Raw genomic sequence first — 26,048 nt, 5'->3', positions numbered from 1 at the left:
CGGGAGCCAAGTTAACTAGTTCGGGCGCGGCATTCAGAAACGTCAGTGCAGCAAAATGGCGATGCGGATAGGAACATGGGCATGGCTTTCGCTGCACGCACGGGTCCCCTGGGGAGCACCGTGCATTTTTGGGAGTATTCAGCAGACCAGGATGGCTGTATACGCGCCAGACACATCTTATTGGTCCCAAGGACGCCTTCGACCGGCGATTTGGGTCGGCAGGCAGACCCCATCAGGGCATAAAGGCATGCCTCGTGCCTGCCCGGACGCCAAAATGACGTCAATCCCCATGACATTACCCGACCGCAACGGCGCCGGCAGAGCTCGCAGTGCTGAATACTCCGTTTTTTGCACGGCCCAGGCGGGGGTACATCAGGGCCAGAAAGAACATCCCAACCTTTTTATGCAATCTGTAATGGGAAGTATGCAAAACACCATGAGGCAGCATTGCAAATGTCCAATTTGAACGCGCGGGGCAGCAGCGCCTCCACCCCACGCACAAATCCGGCAGAGCAGGGACGCTCATAACGAGTCCCCACCGATATGCAGACGTGGCTCGAGCGCCATCCCAAAATAAGTCGCCCGGGCCGCGTTTAACGACACGGCATGAGCATCAGCGCTCGTAGATGAGGTTACCGGCTAGGTAGGTGGCCTGAACCTTGGTGGCTTGCAGCTCTTGGGGGTCAACGGTGAGCGGGTTTTGGTCCAAGACTACCAGGTCAGCATACTTGCCGGGCTCCAAGCTGCCGAGGTTTTGCTCGTCGCCTGCTGCATAGGCGCTGCCCAAGGTGTAGTTGCGCAAAGCCGTTGCCGCGTCGATGCGCTCGCTCGGCAACCAGCCGCCCTCGGGCCAGTGGCTTTTGGGGTCCTGGCGCGTGATAGCCGTGTAGAGCACGTCCATGCTGGTAACGGGCGTGATGGGGCTGTCGGTACCGAAGGCTTGGCGAATGCCGCGCTGCTTATAGGTTGCGAACGGCCACATGATGCGGCTGCGCTCCAAGCCCAAATCGCGCTCCGGTCCACCCGGGTCGAGCGTAATGTGGCAGGGCTGGCTCGAGGCGACGACGTTGAGCTTGCGCAGGCGGTCGATGTCCTCGGGCAGGAGGTTCTCCAGGTGCTCGAGCGTGTTGTGGCCGTGCTGGGGCAGGCCGTACAGACCGGCGGCTTCCTCGAAGATATCCAGCGCGGCATGAATCGCACCGTCGCCGATAACGTGGATGCGCACGGCGCGGCCGCGCTCCGCAGCCGCCAGAACCAGCTTGCGCATGCGCTCGGCGGAAACCGTCAGACGGCCTTGGTCGCCCGGGAAGCGCGGATTGGTATAGGGCTCGGTGAGATATGCCGTATGTTCGCTCGACACGCCGTCAAAGAACTGCTTAAAGCCCGGGGCCGAAAGCAGTGCGTTGTTCGCGTAACGTGCCTGCAGCTCTTCTAGACGCGACTGGTCATCCAGCAGCGTGGGGAACAGATGGGCACGAATGCCCAGCTTGCCGGCTGTCTGCAGTTTGTCGTAGACGTCGTCGCGGATAAAATCGCAGCCCGGCATGGGCATGAGCGACATGTCGCAGATCGAGGTGATGCCCTGCTCGGCCATGCGCCTCATTTGATCGGCGTAAGCGCTTGCGATGCGATCTTCGCCCAGCCACTCAAGGCAGCGCGGCAACAGCTGCATGGCGGCCGCCTCGTGAGCAATGCCCGTGAGCTCACCGTTTGCGTCCTTGTCGTAGCTGCCGCCCGCTGGCGGCTCGCTATCGCGCGTGACGCCGAGCGCCTCGAGAGCGCGACTGTTGAGCCACAGCGTGTGGCCGTCGCCCGAGTACATAACGCAGGGACGATCGGGAAATACCGCATCGAGCGACGCCTTGGTAGGATGCTCGGGCGGGTCCCAACGGTAGTCGCGCCAGCCCTGCGTCACAACCCAAGCGTCGTCGGGCAGATCCTGGGAAAACTCGAGCACGTGCTGCACCAGCGCCACCTCGGACGTGCCCCCATCCATGAGCATATACGGCGAGGAACCGACCGAGGTATGAAAGAAGTGCAGATGAGCGTCATGGAAACCGGGGCAGACAAACTGCTCGCCGTAGTCGATAACCGGCGTGGCGGCAGGCGCGGCGGCGATCACGTCATCGGGCTTGCCGACTGCGACGATACGGTCGCCTGCGATGGCAATCGCCAGCTCACGGGCGGTATCGATGCCATCTTGCGAGGTAAAGACGTTCTTAGAGCGGATAATCCGATCGATATGTTGCATGGGCATCCCCATCTCTGGCAGGAAATTCAACACCCCCGAGTGTACTCCACCGCCACAGCTGCAAAACGTCAAGCGGTAAACGGCACCTTTCCCAACCCCAACGGCCCCACCTGCCCCTTGGGGACAGGGTAGAAATGGTAGATTTCAAGCTTGAAAGCCGCATCCAAGGCTGCGTGCACAAGCAATTTGGACCTGTCAAGGTTACGGAGGTATCCATTTCTACCATTTCTGCCCCGTCCCCAAGTGGCAGGTGGCATACTGGAAAGAGCCTGTACGATTTTGCGATAAACCAGCAAGGAGCAAATCGACCATGACGAAGACCAAGGCACAGCAGATTATGGCAGCGACCGAGGCCCGCGCGGCTGATGACGTCACCGCAGCCATCCAAGATATCGCCGCCGAGTTTGAGCCCTACATCATCAAGCAGCGCCGGCACTTCCATAAGCACCCGGAGCTGAGCCTCGCCGAAGAGCGCACGACTTCTGACATCGCCAACCAGCTCGACGCCATGAATATCCCCTACGAGCGCCCGCTTAAGACGGGCCTGGTGGCGACCCTTCGCGGCACCGCACCCGACGCCTACCGCGAGGACGGCACGCCGCGCCGCCGCATCCTGCTGCGCGCGGATATCGACGCCCTACCCGTCACCGAGCAGACCGGCGAGGAGTTCGCCAGCGTCAACGAGGGCTGCATGCACGCCTGCGGCCACGACTGCCACATTGCCATGATGCTCGGCACGCTGCAGATCCTGCGCCATATGACCGACGACATCCACGGCGAGGTCCGCATCGTCTTCCAACCCAGTGAGGAAAACGGCCAAGGCGCCAAACTCATGATCGGCACGGGTGTGCTCGACGGCGTCGATGGCGCCTACGCCGCACACATCTGGAGTGAGGTCGACGCCGGCACCGTAAGCTGCGAGCCCGGTCCGCGCATGGCCAATACCGACTGGTTCCGCATCGATGTCCGCGGCACCTCGTGCCACGGCGCCATGCCCCAGCGCGGCCACGACGCCGTCATGGTGGCGGCCGAGATCGTCAACGCCCTGCAGACCATCGTTTCGCGCGAGATCAGCCCCTACGAGCCGGCCGTCATTACCGTCGGCGAGCTGCACGGCGGCACCGCGCGCAACGTTATCGCCGGTACCGCCTACCTCGCCGGCACGGTGCGCACCTATGGCGATTCGACGCACGAGGAAATGCCCGAGCTCATGCGCCGCATCGTAGAGCACACTGCGGCGGCCCTGGGCGCCGAGGCTGAACTTACCGACTACACCATCGCCAACTACAAGGTCGAAAACGACGTCGCCTCGAGTGAGCGTTGTCGTCAGGCCGTGGTCAAGTGTCTGGGTGCAGCCGGCGAAGGCCATTATCGCGGCACGCTTTCGGGCGAGGATTTTTCGGAGTACCTGCGCCGTGTACCGGGTGTGCTTGCCTTTGTGGGCACGCGCAACCCCAAGATTGGCGCCACGTACGCCCAACATTCCTGCTTCTACAAGATCGACGAGACCGTGCTGGCTAAGGGCTCCATGGTGGCCGCTCAGTATGCTATCGACTTTTTGGCCGAGCCCACGCAAGAGGAGCTCGACGGCCCCACTATCGCCGCAGTCGCCGAAACCAATCCCGATCTGGCAGCCAAGTTACGCTCTGCCAAGGCAACGGCCGCCGAGGCCCGCGACGCCATGCACGACGCCCGCACCGCTCGCCATGCCGCGATCAAGGGCATCCACGAAGCTCGCGCCGCCGCTCGTCACGAGGAGAAGCACAACGAGTAGTCGAATCGCGACCATCTCGCAGCCGTAGCCACATCGCGATGTCAAAGCGGGGGCGGACGTTTCGACACGTCCGCCCCCGCTCATTCGTCAAGCACTATTTCTACCATTTCTACCCCATCCCCAAATGGCAGGTGACAGGGCTACTCGTCTTGCGGGTCCTCGTCGGAGCTTGGCGCGGGTTCCGTCTCGGGCTCGGGCTCCGTCGTGGGCTCGGGCTCCGTCGTGGGCTCGGACTCCGGCGCAGATCCCGGGGCAGACTCAGGCTCGGGCTCAGGCGCGACATCCGGAGCGCTGTAACCCGAAGGAGCGGACTTCTTCTCGAAGGGCAATACAAACGTCAGGACGTCGTCCTTATCCTCGTCGGCCCACTCGCTTGCATAACGTGCGACCCAATAGCCAACGGCACGGTGCTTGAGCATCTTGCCAAAGACCGTTAGAAATACGGTGACGAAAGCGATCAGCACCAGGAACAGTACGAGTGCGATGCCACCGCCGGCAACAATTGCCTCAATACCCGTAGGACGATAGTAATAGCTATACATACCGACAGAGGCAATGGCGCCAAAGACCGCCGTCAAGATCCATGTGACAACGTTGGCGACCAGGCCCGTCAAAAACTCGGGAAGGAATGAAGCACAGAACAGCTTGGTCTTATTGTTCTTAAAGGCCGCCCAGACCTTGTCGAGCGAAAACGCGCTCTCGACGCGACCGGTCACCGCAAAGTGCATCACGGCGATATCGGCGAACATCTTAAAGAAGACTCCCAGGACCGCCGTGGCAATCATAGCCAGGACAAGCAGGCCAAGCGAGCCAAACAGCGCAGCCTCGAGCGCATAAGAGCCGTAATGCGAATACGAGCCCGCCGCGCCAATTACCACGCTCTCCACCAGCGAAAGCACTACGCCAATAACGGGAATGGCAGCGATAATCTCGAGCACGACCGAAATAACACTCGAAAAGACCCCGAGGCCAAACGATGTGGAACGCATCAACGGACGATCCATGCCGTCATCGATCTTAAGCGACAGGTCGCGACCCCACTCGATGCCAAAGCCCGAACCGCACACACTCGCCACGCAGGCGGCCAAAAAGCCGATGGCAGCTGCAATACCGCCGATAACGGGAATGAACAGCACGAGCACCGACACGACACAGATAAGCGCCGGCAAAAAAGCAATCTGGCACACGCGCTGCAGCACGACCGGAGTCTTGGTCATGTCTTGGAACGCCTGAGCCACACAGCCCTTTGGCGCATTCGCCACGGGCGGTTGCGGAACAAACTGCTGGGGCTGAGACTGTCCCTGGGGAGCGGGGCCGGCGGCCTTGCCCTCGGTATTAGGGGCACCGCACACGCCGCAGAACTTGTCGTTATCGCCCATGGGGGCGCCACACTGCGAACAGAACATCGAAATCATCCCTTCGTATCTAGAGTGAACCACCTGGATCGCAAACGACGTCTTTGGCAACATTATCGCGCAATGTGGGGACAAATACCCCAAGATGACCGATTTGAAACGTTGGCGGCTTTATTCAATGGTTCGAAGGGTATATCCGCGCTAGTTCGTGCCGCGGAAGCCCTTGCCCACGATCTCGGAGCTGTCAACGATCGTGATAAACGCATCTGGATCGATATCGCGGGTATAGCGGCGCAGTTGCACTGCTTCGCGACGGCTCAGCACGCTCATGATCACCGTCACGCAATTGCCCGAGAAGGCACCGTAGCCGCGGCTGATCGTTGCCGTGCGGTTGAGATGCTTGACGATAAACTCCTCGACTTTGCGTGGCTCGGCGCAAATAATCGTACAGACCTTGCGCAAGTGAATGCTCTCGATGGCCTTGTCGACCACAAGCGTCTTGGCAAACAGGCCGAGCACGCAGTACAGGCCAACGCGCGGACCGTACAAAAAGGCCGCGATGGTCACGATGCCGATATCGACCAGTAGCAAGGCGCGTCCGATCTCGAGCGTCGTGCGACGCTTGAGGATCATGGCAAGGATATCGGTGCCGCCCGTTGAGGCGCCAATGTCAAAGACAATGGCACTGCCCAGCGCCGGCAAAATCACGGCAAAGCACAGGTCGAGCCACATATCGCCCGTCATCGAAACATCCGTCGGAATGAAGAGCTCAAACAGCGAGACGTAGGCCGAAAGCGCAAACGAGGCAAAAACGCTCCAAAGGATTGCCTTGCGCTCCAAAAAGATAAAGCCCAAGACGACGAGAACCGCGTTGATAATCCACATAAAGACGCCGACGGGCAGAGTCGGGAACAGCGTGGAAAGAATGACCGACACGCCCGAGGTTCCGCCAAAAGCAAAATGATTAGGGGTTTTAAACGCAACGATGGCGAACGCCGTGAGGATCAGGCCCAGATTGAGCTCGGCGAAAAAGCGCGGGAAGCCCGGCTCCTGGCTGCGCTTGCGGCCGGCGCGCTCGCCACGTTCGATATCCTCGCGACCGACAACGCGCTCCATCGGCACCACGGGAGGACGATGCACCTCCTCGGCGGCACGCGACGCCGCCTCTGCCGCAGCGGCCTCAATCGCCCATGCCTTGCTTTCTGTTTCGTGCTCGTCAGCCATTACGGCAACCCCTCGTTAACGATTTGGAAACAATGCGCCCATTAGGGTAACGCGGAGCGCGAAGATTGCAACCCCTAGTTAGACGAGCGGTATGACTACATCGAGGGCATATAGAAAACGGTCGACCGCACTTTTGCTTGCGCGGTCTACCGTTTAGCGTTTTCGCAGGTAAAACCTATCGAAACAAACCTGTCCCTATTTGGTAGGTTACTCGTGCTGGCTGGTGCGGTGCTCGTACTCCTCGGGGGTGATGACATCCTCGATGCGCAGGTTGACGCCTGCCACCTCAAGGCCGGTCATCGCGGCCAGACGCTCGGTCACGCGCGCCTTAACGTCGTCGAAAATCGCGGGTGCGTAGGCGCCGTACTCGATAATGACGGAAATGTTGACGACCACGCGGTTGTCATCGGTGACCTCGACCGTCACGCCCTTGGTCAGGCTCTCGGCACCAAACTGCTCCTGCACAAAGTGCATAAGGTTGCCCTTCATGCCCAGGACGTGCGGCACCTCGCGGGTGGCCATGGCAACGATCTTCTCGATCACACCGTTGGAATAGGTCAGCGAATCCTCGGACTCGTCCGCTTCCTCATCATCCTCGTCCGCATCGTCGGCGGGCTCGGCCTCGACGAGCGCCCCGTCCTCGAGCGTTACATCCTCAGCCTCGGCGGTGACGGTCTCGTCTGCCTCGAGCTCGGTATCGGCCACATCGACCTTCGTGTTAAAAGCCATGGTTCCTCCTTATGCCCACCGCACACGCGGCGGTCGAATACATACTAGCGGCCGCTAAACAGACGGCCGAAGAAGTTGACGATCCCGTTCTCGCCGTCACGGATCTGGCCAATCACGGCGCCGATCAGCACAAAGAATGCGATGACGAGTGTATCCCACAGGCCGAGCGTGAGCACCAGCACGGCGAGCACAAAACCAGCGACGGCCCCGAGCGTGGTGTTGGGATGACGGACGGCATAGCTCCAGATGGCCGCCCCCGTACCCTTGATGAGACCCATGGCCTCGTCAAAGTCGTTGGCGGCGCTGTCGTGCTGCTCGCCGGCCTCGGGGGTGGTGTCGGCGGACTCGCCTGCCGGCGTAGCGTTCTGGTCGATCGTCAAGCGCGGGGTGCGGACGGTCTTGTCTTGATTGGTATCACTCACCGGAAACCTCCACGGTCTGGACGGTAGTCTTGGACGGCAATAAACGGACGCGCGCGGTCGTGCCCGGCGTGCCGAGCATGGTGTCGCAGGCCTCCTCGATACGTTGCTGCATCGCGGTTGCAAGGGAGGCCACGTCCCGGTCGTCGAGCGCGATGGCTTCGACCTTAAAACGAACGTGCGACTCGTCGGAGCCTTGAACGCGCGCCTCGATACGCTCAACCATCACGCGATCATCGCACTCCGCCGCGGCACGGGCGCACGAGGAAAGCGCTGCGAGGGTGACCTCGATGTTGCGCTCCCCCGCCGGATGCACGCAGGACGGCTCGCGACGCGCGAACATCAGGCGGAAAAACCCGATGAGCACGCCAAGTGCCACGATGGCGGCGCACACCGTAACGACGACGCGAGGCATGGTGTCACGCAACAGCAGCATAAAGCGATACGTATACGGTCCCCAGAACTGGCAGACAAGCGTGCCCAGCGCCACGATGGCGGCGGCAAGGTACACGATTGCTAGGGCTCGTTTGAGTACGCGCACGCGCGCTCCCTTCAGGTTTCGGTCCGCAGAATGCAAAACGATTCGCATCATTATAAAAGAGCCGGGTCCGGTGCCATACGCACGCGGATCCGGCTCATCTATTCCACGAGGCTTGTATGCTCGCTTCATTATGCCCAGATATGCACGGCTTAACCCGTGCAGGCGCTACTCCTCCTCGAGGGCAGCGATGACCTCGTCGGTCATGTCCATGGTGCTGTAAACATCCTGAACGTCGTCGAGCTCCTCGAGACGGTCGATGAGGCGCTGGACCTTCTTGGCATCGGCGCCGGAGACCTCGGTCGGGGTGGTCGGAACCATAGTGGTCTCGGAGCCCTTGACCTGGATGCCCTGCTCCTCGAGCGCCTTGGAAACAGCCATGACGTCGTTGGCGGCGGTCCAAACGATCCACTCCTCGCCGGCGTCCTCGTAGTCGTCACCACCGGCCTCGGCGATAGCCATCATGAACTCTTCCTCGTCACCGGCAGCACCGTTGGCGATCATGGTCTCCTTCTTGGCGTTCTCGTCCAGGATCTCCTTGGCGACGACGATCTGGCCCTTGCGCTCAAACTGGAAGGCGACGGAACCGGAGGTGCCCAGGTTGCCGCCAGCGTGGGAGAAGGCGGAACGGACATCGGCGGCGGTACGGTTGCGGTTATCGGTCAGGCAGTCGACGTAGACGGCAACGCCGGCGGGACCATAGCCCTCGTACACGATGTTCTCGTAGACGGCGGCATCGGCACCCGAACCGAAGGCCTTGTCGATAGCGGACTTGATCTTGTCCTTGGGCATGGACTGAGCCTTAGCCTTGGCAACGGCAGCGGCGAGGCTGGCGTTGTTCTCGGGCAGCGGGTCGCCGCCAAGACGGGCAGCAACGGTGATGTTGCGGCTCAGCTTGGAGAAGAGGGCGGAACGCTTGGCGTCCTGCGCGCCCTTACGATGCTTGGTTGTGGCCCACTTAGAGTGTCCGGACATACGTGTCTCCTATCGGTTTCGACCTAAAGCCCAGCGCAGATGCTCGGGCAATATAAACAAACGTCGTTATGATATACCTACTGGCCTGCGAGATAAACCCCAAAATGAAGGCGTCGTGATGATGCAGCCCCTTGGTGCAAAGTAACCTGTCCCCTTTGCACCAAGTTAGAACCAGAGAAGGTCGCTGCGGGTGATGGTGGCGCCGATGGCGAAGGGCATGCAGGCGATGACTGGATACAGGTAGCGCATGTAGGTCGAGCCGTTGCAGGGACCGATCAGGCACACGGCGAGCACGCCCAGCAGCGGCACCCAAATGGCCAGCCCGCGCCACGAATGACGACGTAGCAGATAGACCACCACAGCGATCATGATCCACACATAGGTGGCCGAGCTCATGGTGAGCGAGATAAACGGGATGCGTTGTACTGCCACGCGATACAGGTTGATCAGGTGGTCGCACCAGCGCACAACCTTGCTATCGACCGGATGGAAGTCGAAGTACTTGAGGTTATCGGGCTTCGCCATGATCTCGGCACTGCGCGCCGTGCTGTAGACCCACGCATCGCGGGCACTCGGATAAAAGTAGCCGTAGTAGTTATTGATGAGCGCCGAGATATAGCACTCGGGATCCTTTTTGAACATCTGGGCCCACACCTCAAAATAGGCCTTGATGTCCTCCTGCGAGGCGTACTCGTTAAAACAGTTTTTTACGGCATCCGACTTGTCGGGGTTGTAGCGACGGCCCAGATTCTCGTACTTGAGCACACGGTCGATCACGGCACGTTCCTTATCGGTCACCAGACCGTCGCAGGGAGCTTCCTCAATCGTGCCGTCGTCTTTGACCTTGGGGTTAACGCCCGAATTAAGGCCGTCGTGCTTTTGGACGAAGCGCGCCGTCTGTTGAAACGGAATCGAGAGGATCTCGCGCTTGGAGCCCGGCGTGATATCGTGCGCGGGCATAAAGACCTTGGTAAAGTACATGTTGGAGGCAAGGCAGAGCACGAGCACCGCGAGAACGCCGGCCCAGCGGAAGCGCGGCGTGGCGCATGAGGGTGCGACGCCAGACTGTTTGACCACGCGACGGGCCACATGCGCGTCCCAGGCGCAAAACGCCGCCGCAATCACGCAGGCCGCCAACGGAAAGACCAGGCCGCCATTGCGCAAAAACGTGGAACCCATGGCGCCCAGCACGAGCAACAGCCAGTCGTGGCGCGCAAAGAGCACAGGCGTGCGCTCGCCCGCGCGCTCGGCATTGACATCGCGACGGGGCAGGCCACATGCCACGAGCTTGACGGTCTGAACGAGCAGTACCAGAAACGCATCGGCAAACAGTACGTCTTTGGTCAGCAGCGCCGCGTAGTTGGAGAACATCGGCATAAACGCAAAGAACAGCAAGATGACGCCGCGGACCGGCAGGCTCACGCCCAGCTTGCGCAGCGACGATATGGAATAGGCCACGCAGGCGGCCGTGATGACAAATTGGGCGCAGGTGTAGATGGCAAGACCCGCATTGGCGCTATTGAATAGCGAAAGCCCCAGCTGCACACACGAGCCGATGATGGCCGTGTGCACCACCGGATGATGGCCGTTGAGCAGCACGTTGGGGTTAAGCAGGCGCAGGTAGTCGCTCGTGCCGTTGGGGTAGTTGAACCATTGGCGAATCTGCGCGCCCGTATCTCCCATAAAGAGGCCGGGCAGCGAGGCGATAAGCGTGGGCGCCCAGACAATCATGAGTACAAGAAACGGCCCAACAAAAGGATGGACCGAGAGCTCGGCGTGGGTAACACGCCACACGCGGCCAAAATGCGCCTCCGAAAACGGAATGCGGCGAGAACTCAACCAATCCAAAAACTCAAAAGCCAGATAGAAGGACACAATCGCCAGAAGCATCCAGCCCGCGCCGCCAATCCAGGCGCAGATAACGCGCGCCTTGTCGCCCAGCACAATCTCGGCCGAATCGGTGAGGTCGTAACTGCGGCCGAACACCATGCAGACGGCAAAGAACAGCGACGGCAGCACGACCGAGGGGCGCCAAGCGTCACCGCGGCCAAAGAACACATAGCGAAACGGCAGCGTGAGTAGGCAGGCCAGCGCGAGCAGCATCACAGCGTCGGTATGGCCGGCAAATGAGAGGAGTACCTCGTAGCACACGTAAAGCATGCCCGAGGCCTTGGGATCGATCGCCAAGACCGCGTTGCTCGACACCGGGGCGGGATCGATGGAAAACGCCGTGGTCGCCAGCAGGGCGAGCAAAAATGCGACGAGCGTCTGCTTGGCGGGATAGCGCTTAAACCAAACGATGCGGGCGGCGTCGCGCGCAGCCGTTGTGGAGAGATCGGAATCCTTCACAGTCCGAAAAGCCTTTCTAGAAACCTGCCAAAAAGGGACAGGTTTATTTTGGCAGGTTTTATCTGGGGAAACGTTACGGTTCTGTCATTGTTGCCTTGCAAAACCGCCACAAAGGCGCCTGTCCCCTTTGTGGCGGTATGTGGTGGTTAGGCGTCGAGATAGATGCGCTGGGGACGGTTGCGGCGGAGGGCAAAAATGATGAGCGCCAGGCCGGCGATCACGAGTGGCAGACTCAGCAGCTGGCCCATGGTGATGACGCCGCCCAGCAGATAGCCCAGCTGGGCATCGGGCACGCGCACGAACTCAACGAAAAAGCGGACAATGCCGTACCCCATCACAAACACACCCATAAACGTACCCTGGGGCAGCAGCGGTTTTTTGCGGCTGAGCACCTGCAGAATGCAGAAGAGCACAATGCCCTCGAGAAATGCCTCGTAGAGCTGGGATGGATGGCGCGGCATATCGCCCGCGGTGCCGCCAAAGATCACGCCCCAGGGCAAATCGGTCGGCTTGCCCCACAGCTCGCCGTTGACAAAGTTGGCGCAGCGCCCCAGGCACAGGGCCAGCGGAGCACCGATAACGGCAAGGTCGGCGATGGTCCAGGCGTCGAGCTTGTACATGCGGCACACGAGCACGCCTCCGATGATGCCGCCCACCAGGCCGCCATGGAAACTCATGCCGCCTTCGTTGGTGGCAAAGATCTCGAGCGGATGCGCCCAGTAGTAGCCGTCACCGTAAAAGATGACGTAGAACAGACGGGCGCCAATGATGAGGCCAAAGACCACACCAACCACGACACTCATCAGGTCGTCGACCGTAATGTCAAAACCCCAACGACGCTGCGTTCGGTACATGACGACCGCCGTGAGCAGAGCTCCGACCACATAGGCCAAGCCGTACCAGTAGATGGTGATGGGCCCCGCCGAAATGGCGACAGGATCAAGCATATGGTAGAGGTCGTTGAGCATATCGGTCCCCCTGCTCCCTACATACAAATGCGGCCGCGGGCCTTTCGCTCGCAGCCGCACATTTGGGCATGACGTCTATGCGGAGCACATCGCCCGCGGCTTTCGCTTCTCAGAACGGCGCATACTCGTCGTACAGATCCTCGACCTCGCCGGAGGCATTGACCTGCTCGACACGCGTAACGCCGGGCACGTGCTCCTTGAGGATACGTTCAACGCCCATGGAAAGCGTCAGAGCGCTCATGGGGCAACCGGCGCAGGCGCCCTGGAGCTCCAGCTTGACGACGCCCTCGTCATCAACGCCCATATACTCCATGTCGCCGCCGTCGGCCTGCAGGTTGGGGCGAATCTCTTCAAGAACCTTCTTAAGCAGCTCTTCGTTAACAGCCACAGGGGCTCCTTTCTCACAATAACGCGGGCGCGCCCGCGGACAGAGCTATGTTACTACAGCCATGTACCCGCTCGCGAGCCGTCCATGCGCGCGGACACGACTTTCACGAGCAGTTAATTTGACGGTCAATTTGGGACGGGGCTTAATTAGCCGCTTTTGCCAACGCCCGGCGCTCGTACACGCTGCCGCTACTGCTGCGTTTGTTCCCCGGTACCAATGTGGACATCGACGATAACCTGGCGGAAGCTAATGCCACAGGAGTCGAGAATGCGGCGACTGATGCGGCCGTCGTCGGTGTCGGCGTACTTATTGTCCAGATAGACAACCTCGCCCACACCTACCTGCGCCAGGATTTTGGCACAGTCGTGGCACGGGAACAGCGTGACGTAGACCGTGGAACCCTCAAGGTCCTTGAGCGAGCCGCGGTAGTTGAGCACGGCGTTGGCCTCGGCATGAACTACGTAGTTATGCTTGTCCTGCAGCGGGTCATCGCTCGTGCCCCACGGGAAAAAGTCGTCGTTGAGCGCCGAGGGCGTACCGTTGTAGCCCACCGAAAGAATGCGGTGGTTGGTGCTGGCGATGCACGCGCCCACCTGCGTATTGGGATCCTTGCTGCGGCGCTGCGCGGCGATGGCCACGCTCATAAAGAACTCGTCCCAGCTAATAACGTCGCGGCGCTTGCCCGACGCGGTTTGATGAAGATCGTCCGACATGGCAGACACCTCCGAAATCGAAATAGTTTGGCCCATTGTAGCAGGTGAAAGGTGGGGCTGTTTCCTCCCGGCGCCGACGTCCTTGGCTTTATGCGCGGCGAGGCTTTTGGTTGATGCGGTACAGCTCGGCGAGACCCCGCAGCGTCAGCGCGTCGTCTACCGTCAGGCTGTGGCCGACCAACGCCGCGAGCGCCTCGGCATCGTCGCCGGTGATGACAATGGGCACGCTGCCCTCGCCTGCCGCCTTGGTCGAGCGCATCTCGGCAAGCACCATGTCGAGCATGCCGTCGATACGGGCCACCTCGCCCAAGACCACGCCCGAGCGCATGGCCTCGCGCGTGTTGCGACCGATCACATGCGTGGGTGCCGAGGGCTCGACTTGCGGCAGGCGCGCCGCAGCGGCCGAGAGCGAGCGAGCGCCGAGCGCCAGCCCCGGCGCGATAACACCGCCGACAAAGGTTCCGCGCGCATCGATGACCTCGATATTGGTCGTAGTGCCCAGGTCAATCACGATGCACGGAGAGCCGTAGACGGCACGGGCCGCCACGGCGTCGGCGATGCGATCGGGACCGATCTCGGCCGGGTCGTCGTAGTGCACGGGCATGCCGGTCTTAAGTCCCGGCCCCACGGTGAGCACGCGCCCCGTGCAGGTACGGGAAAGTGCCGCCTTCCACGGGCGCTCGAGCGCCGGCACCACACAGCTCAGCACTGCTGCCGCGGGAACGAGCACACCAGGCATGCCCGCATCGGCTGCCAGTGCGCCCATGACCCGCGCGAGCCTCATGCGCGCCTCATCGGCCGTAATGCTCGGCGGCGTCGTGATCTCGCACGTCGCAAGCGGGCATTCCTGCGCCGCGGCCGAATCCTCGGCAAACAGACCAAAGCGAATGAACGTGTTGCCCACGTCGACCGTCAATATATATGCGCACCCATTAAGCATCGTCGGCGCTCCTTTCGTCTGCCCAGCAGTATATCCCCGTCCCAGAATAATCATCCTTCGACTTCGCTCGAGGTAGCTAAAAAAGCCCCGTCCCAAATTAGCTGGTTTTGGCAGGGCATGGGATGGGCGATGCCGCTATACTGATGCGCGGTCGTGCGCGAGCTCACGCGGCGGCCCTTGGTAACCCGACTTCCCGCGCCGTATCCGTAGCGGCGCTTGCGGGGGAAGCGGATATACGCAAAGGAGTTCTATATGGGCAATCCCTCGAACCGCACTTCTATGCGCGGTCAACTCACGCTGCGCGGCGTCGTCATCGGCGTCCTTGGCTGCGTGATTATCACGGCAAGCTCGGCCTACACGGCCCTCAAGATGGGCGCCCTCCCCTGGCCGATCATTTTCGCTGCCGTCATCTCGCTGTTCTTCCTTAAGCTCATGGGCAATGCCAGCCTCAACGAGGCCAACGTTACCCACACCATCATGTCCGCGGGTGCCATGGTCGCCGGCGGCCTGGCGTTTACCATCCCGGGCGCCTGGATGCTGGGCTATGCCGACCAGATCAGCTGGCTCGACATGTTTATCGTGGCGCTCGCCGGCACCATCTTGGGCCTTCTGGCAACGGCGCTCATCCACCGTCACTTTATCGTGGACGCCGCGCTGGAGTTTCCCACCGGCAACGCCGCAGCCCAGACCCTGCGTGCTACCGAGGCTGGCGGCAAGACCGGCAAGCAGCTCTTTGGCTCCATGGCCATCGCAGGCATCTATAGCGTGCTGCGCGACGCCCTGGGCGTGGTGCCCAGCATGCTGTGCACGCTCAATATCCCCGGCGTGACCTTTGCCATCTACAACTCGCCCATGTTGCTGTCCATCGGCTTTTTGGTGGGCTTTGCCCCCGTCGCCTTCTGGTTTGCCGGCGCGCTGCTGGGCAACTTTGGCATTATCGTCGGCGGCACCGCTGCCGGCCTGTTCGATATTGTGACCGCGCAGGGTATCGTCAAGTCCTTAGGTATGGGCCTTATGATGGGCTTTGGCGTCGCCGTCGTCCTTAAAGATATCCTGCCGCAGGTCGCCGGTATCGTTCGCGGTCTTGCCGCCGACAGCTCCACCGACACCGACGAGCAGTCGCTCATCTCGGGCTCGCTTAAGCTCGACGCCGGCATCATCGGCCTGGGCACCGCCGCCATCGCCGTGATCATCGCCATCGCGCTCGACCTTGGCCCCGTCCCAGCCGTCATCGTCACGCTGTTCACCTTTGTCACCACCATCATGAGTGCGCAGAGCTGCGGCCAGACGGGTATCGACCCCATGGAGATCTTTGGCCTCATCGTCATGCTCATCGTAGCGGCCTTCGCGCAGCTTGCGCAGGTCAAGCTGTTCTTTATCGCCGGCATCGTGGCCGTGGCGTGCGGCCTTGCGGGCGACGTCATGAACGACTTTAAGGCCGGCGCCGTGCTGGGCACCAACCCGCGCGCACAGTGGATCGGCCAGGCCATCGGCGGCATCGTGGGCGCACTGATCGCTGCCGCCGTCATGGTCGCGCTCGTCACCGCCTATGGTCCGGACGCCTTTGGTCCCGACAAGAGCTTTGTGGCCGCGCAGGCAAGCGTAGTCGCCACCATGGTCTCGGGCATCCCGAGCGTGCCGTGGTTCGCAGGCGGTTTTATCGCCGGCATCGTCATGTATTGGCTCGGCATTCCGGCCATGATGATCGGTCTGGGCGTGTACCTGCCGTTCTACATGTCGCTCACGGCCTTCTTGGGCTCCTGCGTCAAGCTCGCCTACGACAAGTGGGCCGCACACCGCGACGCCGCCGGTCTTTCGGGCAAAGAGAAGGCTTCCAAGGATGCTGCCTTCCAGGAGCAGGGCCTGGTCGTCGCCAGCGGCCTGCTGGGAGGCGAGTCTGTCGTTGGCGTTATCCTGGCGTTTGTCTCCGTCGGCCTGAGTCTGCTGGGCTAAACCCAACAACAACGTACCCGTACAGAGCGCAGGGTCGGAGACCATCCGGCCCCGCGCTCTGTATCTGTCGAAACACTCGGCCGCAACCGCATTTGACGTCCCCCTTACCTGCTCGTCTAAGTTTCACGTCAAGATGACCACCCCGCCCGCCACGGTGTAGAGTACATGCTGCGAGCGCACCCGCGTTCCTGCGGCAATACGAGGTGGACATGGAACTCGACAAACAACAGATCAAGCGACTACGCAAACGCCATCACCGGCGCCACGGCATTCGACCTGCCCATAGTGAGGCCCTGGAGAACACCGGCCGCTTCCTAAAGCGCGCATTCAACATTCGCGAGGGTCGCGCACCCTATCACGTGATTCGCAAGCGCTTTGTAAACGGGGCGCGGCTGACCGGCTCGCACTTATGCATCCTCATCATCGCCATGCTCATCGCGAGCATCGGCCTCGATATCGACTCGGACATTGCCATCGTGGGCGCCATGCTCATCTGCCCACTCATGGGGTCGGTCCTTGCCATGGCATATGGCATCGCCACGCTCGACCGTGAGATTGCCGTCGAGGCCGTCGCCGGCCTCGCGCTACAGATGGCCTTTTGTCTGATCACGTCTACGCTGTATTTTAAGCTCTCGCCCCTTGGCACCACCACGGCCGCCATCATCGACAACTCGACGCCCACTGTGTGGGACCTTGCCGTCGCGCTCGCGGGCGGCTTTGCGGGCGGGCTGGGCAACTCGCGTGACCAGGAACCTGCCACGCTTATCGCCGGCGTGGCCGTGGCGACCGCGCTCATGCCGCCCCTGTGCGCGGCGGGCTATGGCATCGCCATTGCAAGCGGGTCACTGTTTCTCTCGGCGCTTTATGAGTTTGGCATCAACGTGGTCTTTATCGCACTGGCCGCCGAAGCCGTGCTGCTTCTTTTGCGCGTGCCGCTCAAGCGCGACCTGAACGGCGACGGTATTGTGACTGCTGAAGAAAACGCCGAGGTTAACGAGCTATCGCGCAAGGTGCGCCGCCGCATCATCGTGGGCACGGTGATCTTTGCCATCCCCTGCATTATTATGACGGCGGGGTCTATTGGCTCGGCGCAGGCCGGCGTGCAAGACGGCTACGGCGTCACTGAAACCACGCGCGAACTTGCGGCGGTGCTGCCGGGCTTTAAGGATTACACCGTCGCCGTCGAGACCTCGGCTACCGAGGGCGACAAGGAGGGCGTTGTCGAGCGCCAGACTGTCGCTCGCGTAACGACAAGCGAGACGCTCGGGGCGCACGACCGCCGTGTTGCCCGCAAGCTCATCGACCTCAACGTACCCGAACTCGATCGCGTGGAGTTTGACGTGAAGTGATGCGGAACGTGAGGTAGGCCCGGTACGAGCGCGCGCAGCCGCGGGGCACAGGCACAGCCAAGCGCAGCGCTACAGCTCGTACTTGTACACGCGGTAGATGTACTTCTCGGCTTCCATCTCGTACGTGGCAATGGGCAGTCCATAGCGATCGTACTCGGCAAAGGTCTTGGCTATGCCCGATGCCACGAGCATGCTATTCGAATCGCCGACGCGCTGCGCACTACTTACGTAACCTGAGAACGGCACTGCGATCTGGTCCACAAGCTCGTAGGTGCGCGCGGTCTCGTCCACCGTAAAAATGCGCCCAAACGAATGCGTTCCCTTGCTGTAGTCGGTCACTACCGCAGCGCCCAGCTGGCCCCAGTCGAACTTGGGATAGCTCTCGGCAACACCAAAGTTGTTGTCGTATAGCAGCACCTGGTAGCGACCAGTCGCAGTCGTCTCGTCGTTTGGCAGATAGGTCACACTATGCTGGCCTGCGTTGAGCGAAAAATCGCCTTGAGCCTGCAGCAACTTGTCCTCAAAGCCCGAGCCGGCCCAAAACTCTGGCGAGCCCATAAGCCAATCGACCGTAGGCGTACCGTAGATATCCGTGAGCTTGATGACCGTTGAGGTCTCGCGCGAGCTGAGCAAAACGGTGTCGCCGCCGAGCCACTGGATCGTGTTGATGTGAATCCAATCCAGGTCGCCGTCCGAGGCAACCTTGGCGCTTGCCTTGAGGTCGGGGAATATATCGCCCAGGTCCACGACGAGAGAAACGTCACCTGTTGTTATGTCGACCTTAATGATGAGGTCCTCTACATTAACGCGATCGTCCTTATCTTTTTTGGCAGCCGCGCGATCGACGTCCAAATCGGCTTCGGAGCCGGCGTGACTCGCCAGCACCAGCAGGTTGCCATCGTCATCGAAAGCGTAGTCGTGGTGTAGCTCGTAGTCGCCCGTGCTCCAGACGTTTACCACCTGGCCGATGGCGTTGATCTGGGCCATCTTGGTAGTCGAGACGCTCATGATCATGCTGCCGTCGCCCGGGAACAGCAGGCGGTGGCTGCGGTAGCCGACAATCGGCACCTCGCCGCGAATCTGGCCGTCGTTGTCGTAGAGGTACATAAAGTCGAGCTTGGACGAGTCGTTGCCCAAGATGGTAAAGAGACCATCGGCAAGCGGCGTATTGGACTCCCCCGACGTGACGGCAAGCTGCTCTTCTTCCTCGCCTTTGAGAGCCGGCGTCTTGACCGTGAACGTCGAGGTGCGGCTGATACCATCTTGTGCCGTGCAAGTGATGGTTACCGTGTTTTTGTGGTTGGGAATGAGGCCGATGACCTTGAACTCGTGTTCCGTGGCCGGCGCGTCGCCGCCGTGGGGCGTATGGGAAAACGCGGCGACCTTGGGCGTGTCACCAGTCTTTTTGCGACCGGCGACCTTGTAGGAGACGGTTACGGAATCCGTTGTCGCAAAGCGAACGTAGCAGCTCAGGGTATCGGTGCCAAAGGGATCCTGCGCGATAAACGGAGTGGTCTCGTTGTAGCCGCCGTCAGCGTACTCGGCATCGAGCCGCTCCTTGATGGCCGCCTGCTTCTCGACGTCGTAGGTCGCGACAATCTGCTTGTGGAGTTTCTTTTGCTCGTCAGTGAGCTCGTTGCTCGCAGTAGATGCGGCGCCCGTGCCGGCCCCGCCGACCGAGCAGCCCATGAGCCCTGTCCCGGCAAGCGCCAGCGCGCCCGCCGCACCCGCAAGAGCCTCTCGACGCGAAAACAGTCTGCTGTCCTTGTCACTCAATTCCATATCGTTACCGTCTTTGAATACCATTGTTGTTCCCTCATATACCACGGCGTTTGCCCAGCCCTGTCTAATTATGACTCACAGTTTAACAAACGCCCCTTAATGCAAGTTTAAGCTTGTAGCGATACGGAAACGCGGGGCGCGAAGGGAATCCGCAATCCTTCCGCTCCCAAGTGATCAATCGGGGCGGCCGCGATGGTGCTCGATCCAGTCCACGGCAAAGTCGACAAGTTCGCGTTGGCGCATAAAGCGGATTGTCCCGTTGCCGAGCGGCGCTGCGGCGCACTGACACTGCAAATGATACGTTTCTCAATGTTGCCGAGGAATCTTTTTAATACTTGAAGAAACCCTCGCCCGAGCTTTCGCCCAGCTTGCCTTCGTCGAGCATCTGCTTGAGGACGGATGCCATGGCCTTAAAGTTGTAGGGCATCATCATCTTTTTGAGCAGCGGGCTCACCAAGCCCGGCACCTTCTGATACTGCATGACGATGTTATAGGCCGTCTGGATGCCCACGGTGTCGAACACGCGGAACGGGCCCTTGGGCGCGCCAGTGCCGCGCGTCCATGCGAGGTCGATGCTCTTGGGGTCGCTGACGCCCGAGACGTACAGATCAAGGCCCGACAGCAGCCACGGCACCAGCATGGAATTGAGCAGATAGCCGTTCTTTTCCTTGTTGACGGGCAGGGCAAGCATACGGATGTCGCTAGCAAAGTCGACGAGCTCATCGAAATAGCGCTTGTCGGTCTGGTCCTGAGCCATGACCTCGGTCATGTTGTTCTTCCAGATGGAGTTGGCAAAGTGCAGCGACAGGTACTTCTCGGGGCGGCCGGTGTACTTGGCAAAGGTGCTCGGCAGCAGCGTGGAGGAGTTCGTCACGACAACGGTCTTTTGCGGGAGAACCGGGGCGAGCTTCTTGTAGAAGTCGATCTTTGCCTGGGTGTCCTCGGCCATCGACTCGATAACCAGATCGGCGTCGGCCACTGCCTTGGCAAGATCGAGCTCTAGCTTGAGTGTGGAGTAGGCACGCTCGACGGCAGCGAGCGCCGCCTCCTTGTCGAAGGGCTGGTCGCTATCGGCGATACCGGCACACCACTCGCCCGTGCCGTCCGCCATGCCCTCGATAGCCGCGATGTACTCCTCGCGCACATGATCGATCTTGGGCTGAGTGCGGCCGATGCTGCCCTCGCTGCGCAGCCAGATCGTCACATCGAAGCCGCAGTAGGCAGCCTGAAAGGCAATCTGGCTTCCCAACACGCCGCCACCGGCAACACAAACGGTCTTGTAGCTCATAGGAACAGTCCTCTCTTACGTAATTCCATGGATGTGTATTTATTCAACCGTAAGGATGACGCGCGCTAGAGGTGGGTTCCATAAACGGACGGTAATTTGCGGCGAACGGCTACATATGTTCATTATCTCAGGGTTCCAAGGGCGATTTTTGGTGCCACTGACGCGTCGCTTTCGGAAGAGATGATAGTTGGGGCGTTTACGCAGCATATGTCCAGCAAAAACGGGTGGTAGCCGATACGGCTGCCACCCGTTTGTCTCATATCTAGCACATAGCAGGCCAACTACTTCTTAATGCCGCGTCCCAGACGCTTGGCGACCGATGCAACGGCCTCCTCGCTGGCCGAGCCACAGCTCACGCAGCCATCATGGTCACGCATCTGGCCGGTGACCTCGTCCATCGCGAGCGGCGCCACCTTCTCGAGCTTAAAGCCCTTACCGGCGCGCATGTTTTCCTTGGCCACGCTGATCATGAGCTTAATGCGGTTGAGCTGGTTGACCTCGGACGCGCCGGGGTCGTAGTCCACCGCGACAATGTTGCTCTCGGGGTGCTGACGGCGCAGCTCCTTGATCACGGCCTTGCCCACCACGTGGTTAGGCAGGCACGCAAAGGGCTGCGTGCAGATGATGTTGGGCGCGCCATGGTCAATCAGGTCGAGCATCTCGGCCGTGAGCAGCCAGCCTTCGCCCATGTTGTTGCACACCGAAAGCACCGTACGGGCCTTGTCCGCCATGGTGCCGATGCGCTCGGGCGCCTCAAAGCGGCGGGACTTTTGGAGCAGCTCCTCCACCGGCGTACGCATCCAGTCCACGAGCTTGATGAGCGCCTGCATACCAGCGCGCGTGGTTGCAGAGCTTCCGAGCTCATCCTTCTGCAGCTCGGCGTTGCTCATGGAGTACAGGAAGAAGTCCAGCAGGCCCGGCACCACGGCCTCGCAGCCCTCGCGCTCGATAACGTCGACCACGTGGTTGTTGGCTGTGGGGTGGAACTTGACCAAGATCTCGCCGACCACGCCCACGCGCGGCTTGGTGCCCTCGCCCACGAGCGGCATGGTGTCGAACGCGCGGATGGCCTCGCGGCACAGCTTGGTGTAGTTGTGGCGGTTGAACTTGGGCGCCAGCTTGCGGGCGCGCGCCATGTACTCCTCGTAGAGTGCGTTGGCGGCACCGGGCGTAGCCTCGTATGGACGACAGCGATAAAGCATCTGCATCATCACGTCGCCAAAGAGCACCGCGTAGACTGCCTGCTTAAGCAGCGCCGGCGTAATCTTAAAGCCGGGGTTGTCCTCACCGAGCGCCACCGCCGAAAGCGAGATCACCGGAATCTCGGGGTGGCCGCTCTCGCGCAGGGCCTTGCGGATGAGTGCGATGTAGTTGGTGGCACGGCAGCCGCCGCCGGTCTGGCTGATAACCACGGCCGTCTTGGACAGGTCGTACCGGCCGCTCTCGATGGCCTCCATAATCTGGCCGGTCACCAAAATGGACGGATAGCAAATGTCATTGTTCACATAGCGCAGGCCGGCCTCGACGGCGTCGTGATCGGTCGAGGGCAGCAGCTCCAAGTTGTAGCCGGCACCGCGGAACACCTCTTTGACCAGGTCAAAGTGGATCGGCGCCATCTGCGGGCACAGGATGGTGTAGCCCTCCTCGCGCATCTGCTCGGTAAAGGGCACCTTGGGCCACGCGGTCGATGCGCTCTCGCGCTGAGCCTCGAACGTGTACTTGCGGCTCGCGAATGCGGGGGCATCCGTGGAGGGGGCCACCGGCGCGGCATCGCCCTGCTCGTAGGTCTCGCCCGCGGCCGCGGCCTCGGCCAAGCGCTCGGCCTCCTGGTCCTTAAGCGCGGCCATGAGCGAGCGGATGCGGATGCGCGCGGCGCCCAGGTTGGACACCTCGTCGATCTTGAGCACGGTGTAGATCTTGCCGCTGGCCTCCAGGATCTCCTGTACCTGATCGGTGGTCAGGGCGTCCAGGCCGCAGCCGAAAGAGTTGAGCTGGATCAGGTCCAGGTCGTTGCGCATCGTCACAAAACGGGCGACGGCGTACAGGCGGCTGTGGTACATCCACTGGTCGACGACGCGGATGGGGCGCTCGGGCTTCACCAGGTGCGCAAGCGAATCCTCGGTAAAGACCGCAAAGCCAAAGCTCGAGATAAGCTCGGGCAGGGCGTGGTTGATCTCGGGGTCGTTGTGGTAGGGGCGACCGGCGAGCACGATTCCGTGACCGCCATGGTCCTCGACCCACTTAAGGGCCTCCTCGCCCATGGTCTGGATGTCCTCGTGGAAGCGCGCATCGGCCTCAAAGGCAGCGTTAACGGCGGCATCGACCTCGGAGCGCGTGATCTTGGGACCGCGCACGCGACCGCGACCGGCTTGCGAATCGGCCACGCGGTCGACGGCAAGCACCTGGTACAAGCGGCGCTTGAGCTCGGTCTTGTCGTGATAGGGCACAAACGGGTACAGGAACTCGATATTCTGCTCACGGATCTCGTCGATATTGAGTGCCAGCGCCGTGGGGTAGCTCATGACGATGGGGCAGTTATAGCAATTGCCAGCCGTCGGATCCTCCTTGCGCTCCCAGCGAACGCACGGCATCCAGATAAAGTCGACATCGCGGTCGATAAGGTTCATCACGTGGCCGTGGCTCATCTTGGCCGGATAGCACACGCTCTCGGACGGCATGGACTCGATGCCTGCCTGGTAGGTCTTCTTGCTCGACTGGTCGGACAGCTGCACGCTAAAGCCCAAGCGCGTAAAGAACGCGTGCCAGAAGGGGTAGTTCTCGTACATGTTGAGTGCGCGCGGGATACCCACGGTGCCGCGCGGGGCCTCGTCGGGGCTCAGCACCTCGCGATTAAAGAGCAACTCGTTTTTCTTTTTGAAGAGGTTAGGGGCCTCGGTCTTTTGCTTTTTGTGGCCGGCGCCCTTCTCGCAGCGGTTGCCGGTAATGAAGCGCCTACCGCCGCCAAAGTCATTGACGGTGAGCTGGCAGTTGTTGGAGCAACGGCCGCAGCGGACGTGCTTTTGCGTCACAGTGAGGTGCGCGATGTCCTCGGCCGAAAGGATGGTCGAGGTGCCGTCGGCGCCAGCGCGATCGCGGGCGAGCAAGGCTGCACCATAGGCGCCCATGCAGCCGGCGATGTCGGGACGCACGGCGTGAACGCCGGTGAGCTGCTCAAACGCGCGCAGCGTGGCATCGGACATAAAGGTGCCGCCCTGGACGATCACCTGGCTTCCGATCTCCTTGGGATCGCGCAGCTTAATGACCTTGAACAGGGCATTTTTGATGACGGAATAGGACAGACCGGCCGCGATGTCGCCCACCGTGGCACCTTCCTTTTGCGCCTGCTTAACACGCGAATTCATAAAGACCGTGCAGCGACTGCCCAGGTCCACCGGAGCCTTGGCATGGATGGCGGCGTCGGCGAACGCGCGCACGTCCATGTTCATAGAGACGGCGAAGCTCTCGATAAAGCTACCGCAGCCCGACGAGCAGGCCTCGTTGAGCATGATGTGCTCGATAACGCCGTCCTTGACGCGCAGGCACTTCATGTCCTGACCGCCAATGTCCAGGATAAACTCGACGCCGGGCAGGAATGCCTTGGCTCCGCGCAGGTGCGCGACGGTCTCGATCTCGCCGGAGTCGGCCTTGAGGGCCTCGATGAGCAGCGCCTCGCCGTAACCCGTGGTGGTCACGTGGCCGATGGTGCAGCCGGCGGGGATGTGGTTGTAGAAATCGGCCATGATGACCTTGGCCGTACCCAGGATGTCACCGTTGTTATTGCCGTACCAGGTATGCAGCAACTGGCCGTCCTCACCCACAAGCGCGGCCTTCATGGTGGTGGAACCGGCGTCGATACCGATGAACACGCGACCGGTGTAGCCTTCGAGCTTGCCCTTGGGAACGACCTCGGTGTCGTGGCGGGTCTTGAACTCGGCAAAGTCCTCGTCGGTGGCAAAGAGTGGATCCAGACGCTCGACCTCGGCGCCCTGTGTGTCACCCAGGGCATCGATGGCCTCGATGAGCTGCGGGAACGTGCTGAGCTTATTGGACTCGTGCGCCATGGCGGCACCGCTCGCCACAAACAGGTGAGCATTTTGGGGCACGATGCGGTGCTCCTCGTCCAGGTTGAGCGTGAGGTAGAAGCGATGGCGCAGCTCGGAGAGATACTGCAGCGGGCCGCCCAGGAAGGCGACGTTACCGCGGATGGGACGGCCGCACGCCAGGCCCGAGATGGTCTGGGTCACGACGGCCTGGAAGATGGAGGCGGCCACGTCCTCGGGGCGGGCGCCCTCGTTGAGCAGCGGCTGGACGTCGGTCTTGGCAAAGACGCCGCAGCGGCTGGCGATGGGATAGATGGTGGTGGCGTTGGCCGCGAGCTCGTTGAGGCCGCTGGCGTCGGTGTGCAGCAGGGTTGCCATCTGGTCGATGAACGCACCCGTACCGCCGGCACAGGTGCCGTTCATGCGCTGCTCAATGCCGTTATCGAAGTAGATGATCTTGGCGTCCTCGCCGCCCAGCTCGATGGCGACATCGGTGGCCGGGATGAGGGTCTCGACGGCGCGCTTGCTGGCGATGACCTCTTGGACAAACTCCAGGTCGAGCCACTGGGACAGCAGCAGGCCGCCCGAGCCGGTAATGGCGCAGGTCATTTGGGCCGTCGGCAGCACGGCCGCAGCACCCTCGAACAGGTCGCGGGCGCAGGCGCGGACGTCGGTATGGTGGCGCTGGTACTTGGCGTAGACGATCTGGTTGTCATCGTTGAGCACGGCGAGCTTGACGGTGGTGGAGCCAACGTCGATGCCCAGGTGCAGGTTGCCGTGGGCGTTGTCGGGGTTGAAGATTGCGCCTTCGGGGGCGTGGGCGGCGGCTGCGGGCTCGCTAGCGACGGACGTCTCCCCTACCGAGTTCTTGGCATCGGCAACTGCCTCGACAACTTTCTCGGCAGCCGCGGTCGCGGCCTTCTGCGCGGCGTCCACCACGGTGGGCGCAGCCTCGCGTGCGGCGGCGACCATGCGGTCCTTGATGCCCTCGACGAGTTTGCTCATTGTCTCTC

The 26,048-nt window shown here is 61.4% G+C and carries 18 protein-coding genes; 3 read left to right on the top strand and 15 right to left on the bottom strand.

The genetic code is table 11. The annotated features are described in order from the left end of the window. Positions 1-613: 613 nt before the first annotated feature. The gene (locus ACTQZF_RS07540; protein WP_427747676.1) at positions 614-2,257 is read right to left on the bottom strand and encodes an amidohydrolase; all 1,644 of its coding nucleotides are present in this window, start codon (positions 2,255-2,257) and stop codon (positions 614-616) included. A gap of 304 nt (positions 2,258-2,561) precedes the next feature. Between ACTQZF_RS07540 and ACTQZF_RS07535 the strand changes: the two genes are divergently transcribed. Further along, the gene (locus ACTQZF_RS07535) at positions 2,562-4,025 is read left to right on the top strand and encodes a M20 family metallopeptidase (RefSeq protein WP_441554973.1); all 1,464 of its coding nucleotides are present in this window, start codon (positions 2,562-2,564) and stop codon (positions 4,023-4,025) included. 140 nt (positions 4,026-4,165) lie between these two features. On the opposite strand, the gene ACTQZF_RS07530 is transcribed toward ACTQZF_RS07535, so the two are convergent. From ACTQZF_RS07530 to ACTQZF_RS07480, 11 genes are all read right to left on the bottom strand, one after another. After that, positions 4,166-5,431 (bottom strand): zinc-ribbon domain-containing protein, encoded by a 1,266-nt coding sequence (locus tag ACTQZF_RS07530; protein WP_441554972.1) that lies wholly within the window; start codon positions 5,429-5,431, stop codon positions 4,166-4,168. A gap of 150 nt (positions 5,432-5,581) precedes the next feature. Further along, the gene (locus ACTQZF_RS07525; RefSeq protein WP_441540262.1) at positions 5,582-6,604 is read right to left on the bottom strand and encodes a YitT family protein; all 1,023 of its coding nucleotides are present in this window, start codon (positions 6,602-6,604) and stop codon (positions 5,582-5,584) included. Between the two features lie 207 nt (positions 6,605-6,811). Then, positions 6,812-7,333, bottom strand: a complete 522-nt coding sequence (locus ACTQZF_RS07520; protein ID WP_441554971.1) for an Asp23/Gls24 family envelope stress response protein — start codon at positions 7,331-7,333, stop codon at positions 6,812-6,814. A gap of 44 nt (positions 7,334-7,377) precedes the next feature. Further along, the gene (locus ACTQZF_RS07515) at positions 7,378-7,755 is read right to left on the bottom strand and encodes a DUF2273 domain-containing protein (protein ID WP_441040759.1); all 378 of its coding nucleotides are present in this window, start codon (positions 7,753-7,755) and stop codon (positions 7,378-7,380) included. Next, positions 7,748-8,293 carry a hypothetical protein gene (locus tag ACTQZF_RS07510; protein WP_441554970.1) on the bottom strand — a complete coding sequence of 182 codons (546 nt, stop codon included), beginning with the start codon at positions 8,291-8,293 and terminating at the stop codon, positions 7,748-7,750. Before ACTQZF_RS07510 ends, ACTQZF_RS07515 begins: the two co-directional genes overlap by 8 nt. A 165-nt stretch (positions 8,294-8,458) precedes the next feature. Continuing rightward, entirely contained in the window at positions 8,459-9,265 is an 807-nt protein-coding gene (locus ACTQZF_RS07505) for a YebC/PmpR family DNA-binding transcriptional regulator (RefSeq protein WP_154514825.1), read from the bottom strand. 165 nt (positions 9,266-9,430) lie between these two features. Next, positions 9,431-11,614 carry a DUF6020 family protein gene (locus tag ACTQZF_RS07500; protein ID WP_441554969.1) on the bottom strand — a complete coding sequence of 728 codons (2,184 nt, stop codon included), beginning with the start codon at positions 11,612-11,614 and terminating at the stop codon, positions 9,431-9,433. A gap of 146 nt (positions 11,615-11,760) precedes the next feature. Further along, positions 11,761-12,582, bottom strand: coding sequence for a prolipoprotein diacylglyceryl transferase (gene lgt / locus ACTQZF_RS07495; protein WP_427747670.1), 822 nt, complete (start codon positions 12,580-12,582; stop codon positions 11,761-11,763). Between the two features lie 109 nt (positions 12,583-12,691). Next, positions 12,692-12,970 carry a NifU family protein gene (locus ACTQZF_RS07490; RefSeq protein ID WP_427718265.1) on the bottom strand — a complete coding sequence of 93 codons (279 nt, stop codon included), beginning with the start codon at positions 12,968-12,970 and terminating at the stop codon, positions 12,692-12,694. Positions 12,971-13,158: 188 nt separating this feature from the next. After that, entirely contained in the window at positions 13,159-13,683 is a 525-nt protein-coding gene (locus ACTQZF_RS07485) for a deoxycytidylate deaminase (RefSeq protein WP_154514829.1), read from the bottom strand. 88 nt (positions 13,684-13,771) lie between these two features. Further along, positions 13,772-14,623 carry a type III pantothenate kinase gene (locus ACTQZF_RS07480; protein WP_154514831.1) on the bottom strand — a complete coding sequence of 284 codons (852 nt, stop codon included), beginning with the start codon at positions 14,621-14,623 and terminating at the stop codon, positions 13,772-13,774. Positions 14,624-14,875: 252 nt separating this feature from the next. Here ACTQZF_RS07480 and ACTQZF_RS07475 point away from each other — a divergent pair, with 252 nt between their 5' ends. Further along, the gene (locus ACTQZF_RS07475; protein WP_441554968.1) at positions 14,876-16,576 is read left to right on the top strand and encodes an OPT/YSL family transporter; all 1,701 of its coding nucleotides are present in this window, start codon (positions 14,876-14,878) and stop codon (positions 16,574-16,576) included. A gap of 209 nt (positions 16,577-16,785) precedes the next feature. Further along, positions 16,786-17,925 (top strand): DUF389 domain-containing protein, encoded by a 1,140-nt coding sequence (locus tag ACTQZF_RS07470; RefSeq protein WP_441015161.1) that lies wholly within the window; start codon positions 16,786-16,788, stop codon positions 17,923-17,925. 69 nt (positions 17,926-17,994) lie between these two features. Here the strand turns inward: ACTQZF_RS07470 and ACTQZF_RS07465 are convergent, their stop codons facing one another. From ACTQZF_RS07465 to ACTQZF_RS07455, 3 genes are all read right to left on the bottom strand, one after another. Continuing rightward, on the bottom strand, positions 17,995-19,731 hold the full coding sequence (locus tag ACTQZF_RS07465) for an aryl-sulfate sulfotransferase (protein ID WP_441554967.1): 1,737 nt from the start codon (positions 19,729-19,731) through the stop codon (positions 17,995-17,997). 304 nt (positions 19,732-20,035) lie between these two features. Beyond that, positions 20,036-20,995, bottom strand: a complete 960-nt coding sequence (locus ACTQZF_RS07460; RefSeq protein ID WP_154514839.1) for a 3-hydroxyacyl-CoA dehydrogenase — start codon at positions 20,993-20,995, stop codon at positions 20,036-20,038. 281 nt (positions 20,996-21,276) lie between these two features. Further along, positions 21,277-26,040: an acyl-CoA dehydratase activase-related protein gene (locus ACTQZF_RS07455; protein ID WP_441554966.1), complete on the bottom strand. Its 4,764-nt coding sequence runs from the start codon at positions 26,038-26,040 to the stop codon at positions 21,277-21,279. Between the last annotated feature and the right edge of the window lie 8 nt (positions 26,041-26,048).

The sequence above is a fragment of the Collinsella sp. LCP19S3_H3 genome, assembly GCF_052119145.1.
Lineage (GTDB): Bacteria > Actinomycetota > Coriobacteriia > Coriobacteriales > Coriobacteriaceae > Collinsella.
This window is presented reverse-complemented; position numbering and strand designations above follow the sequence as displayed.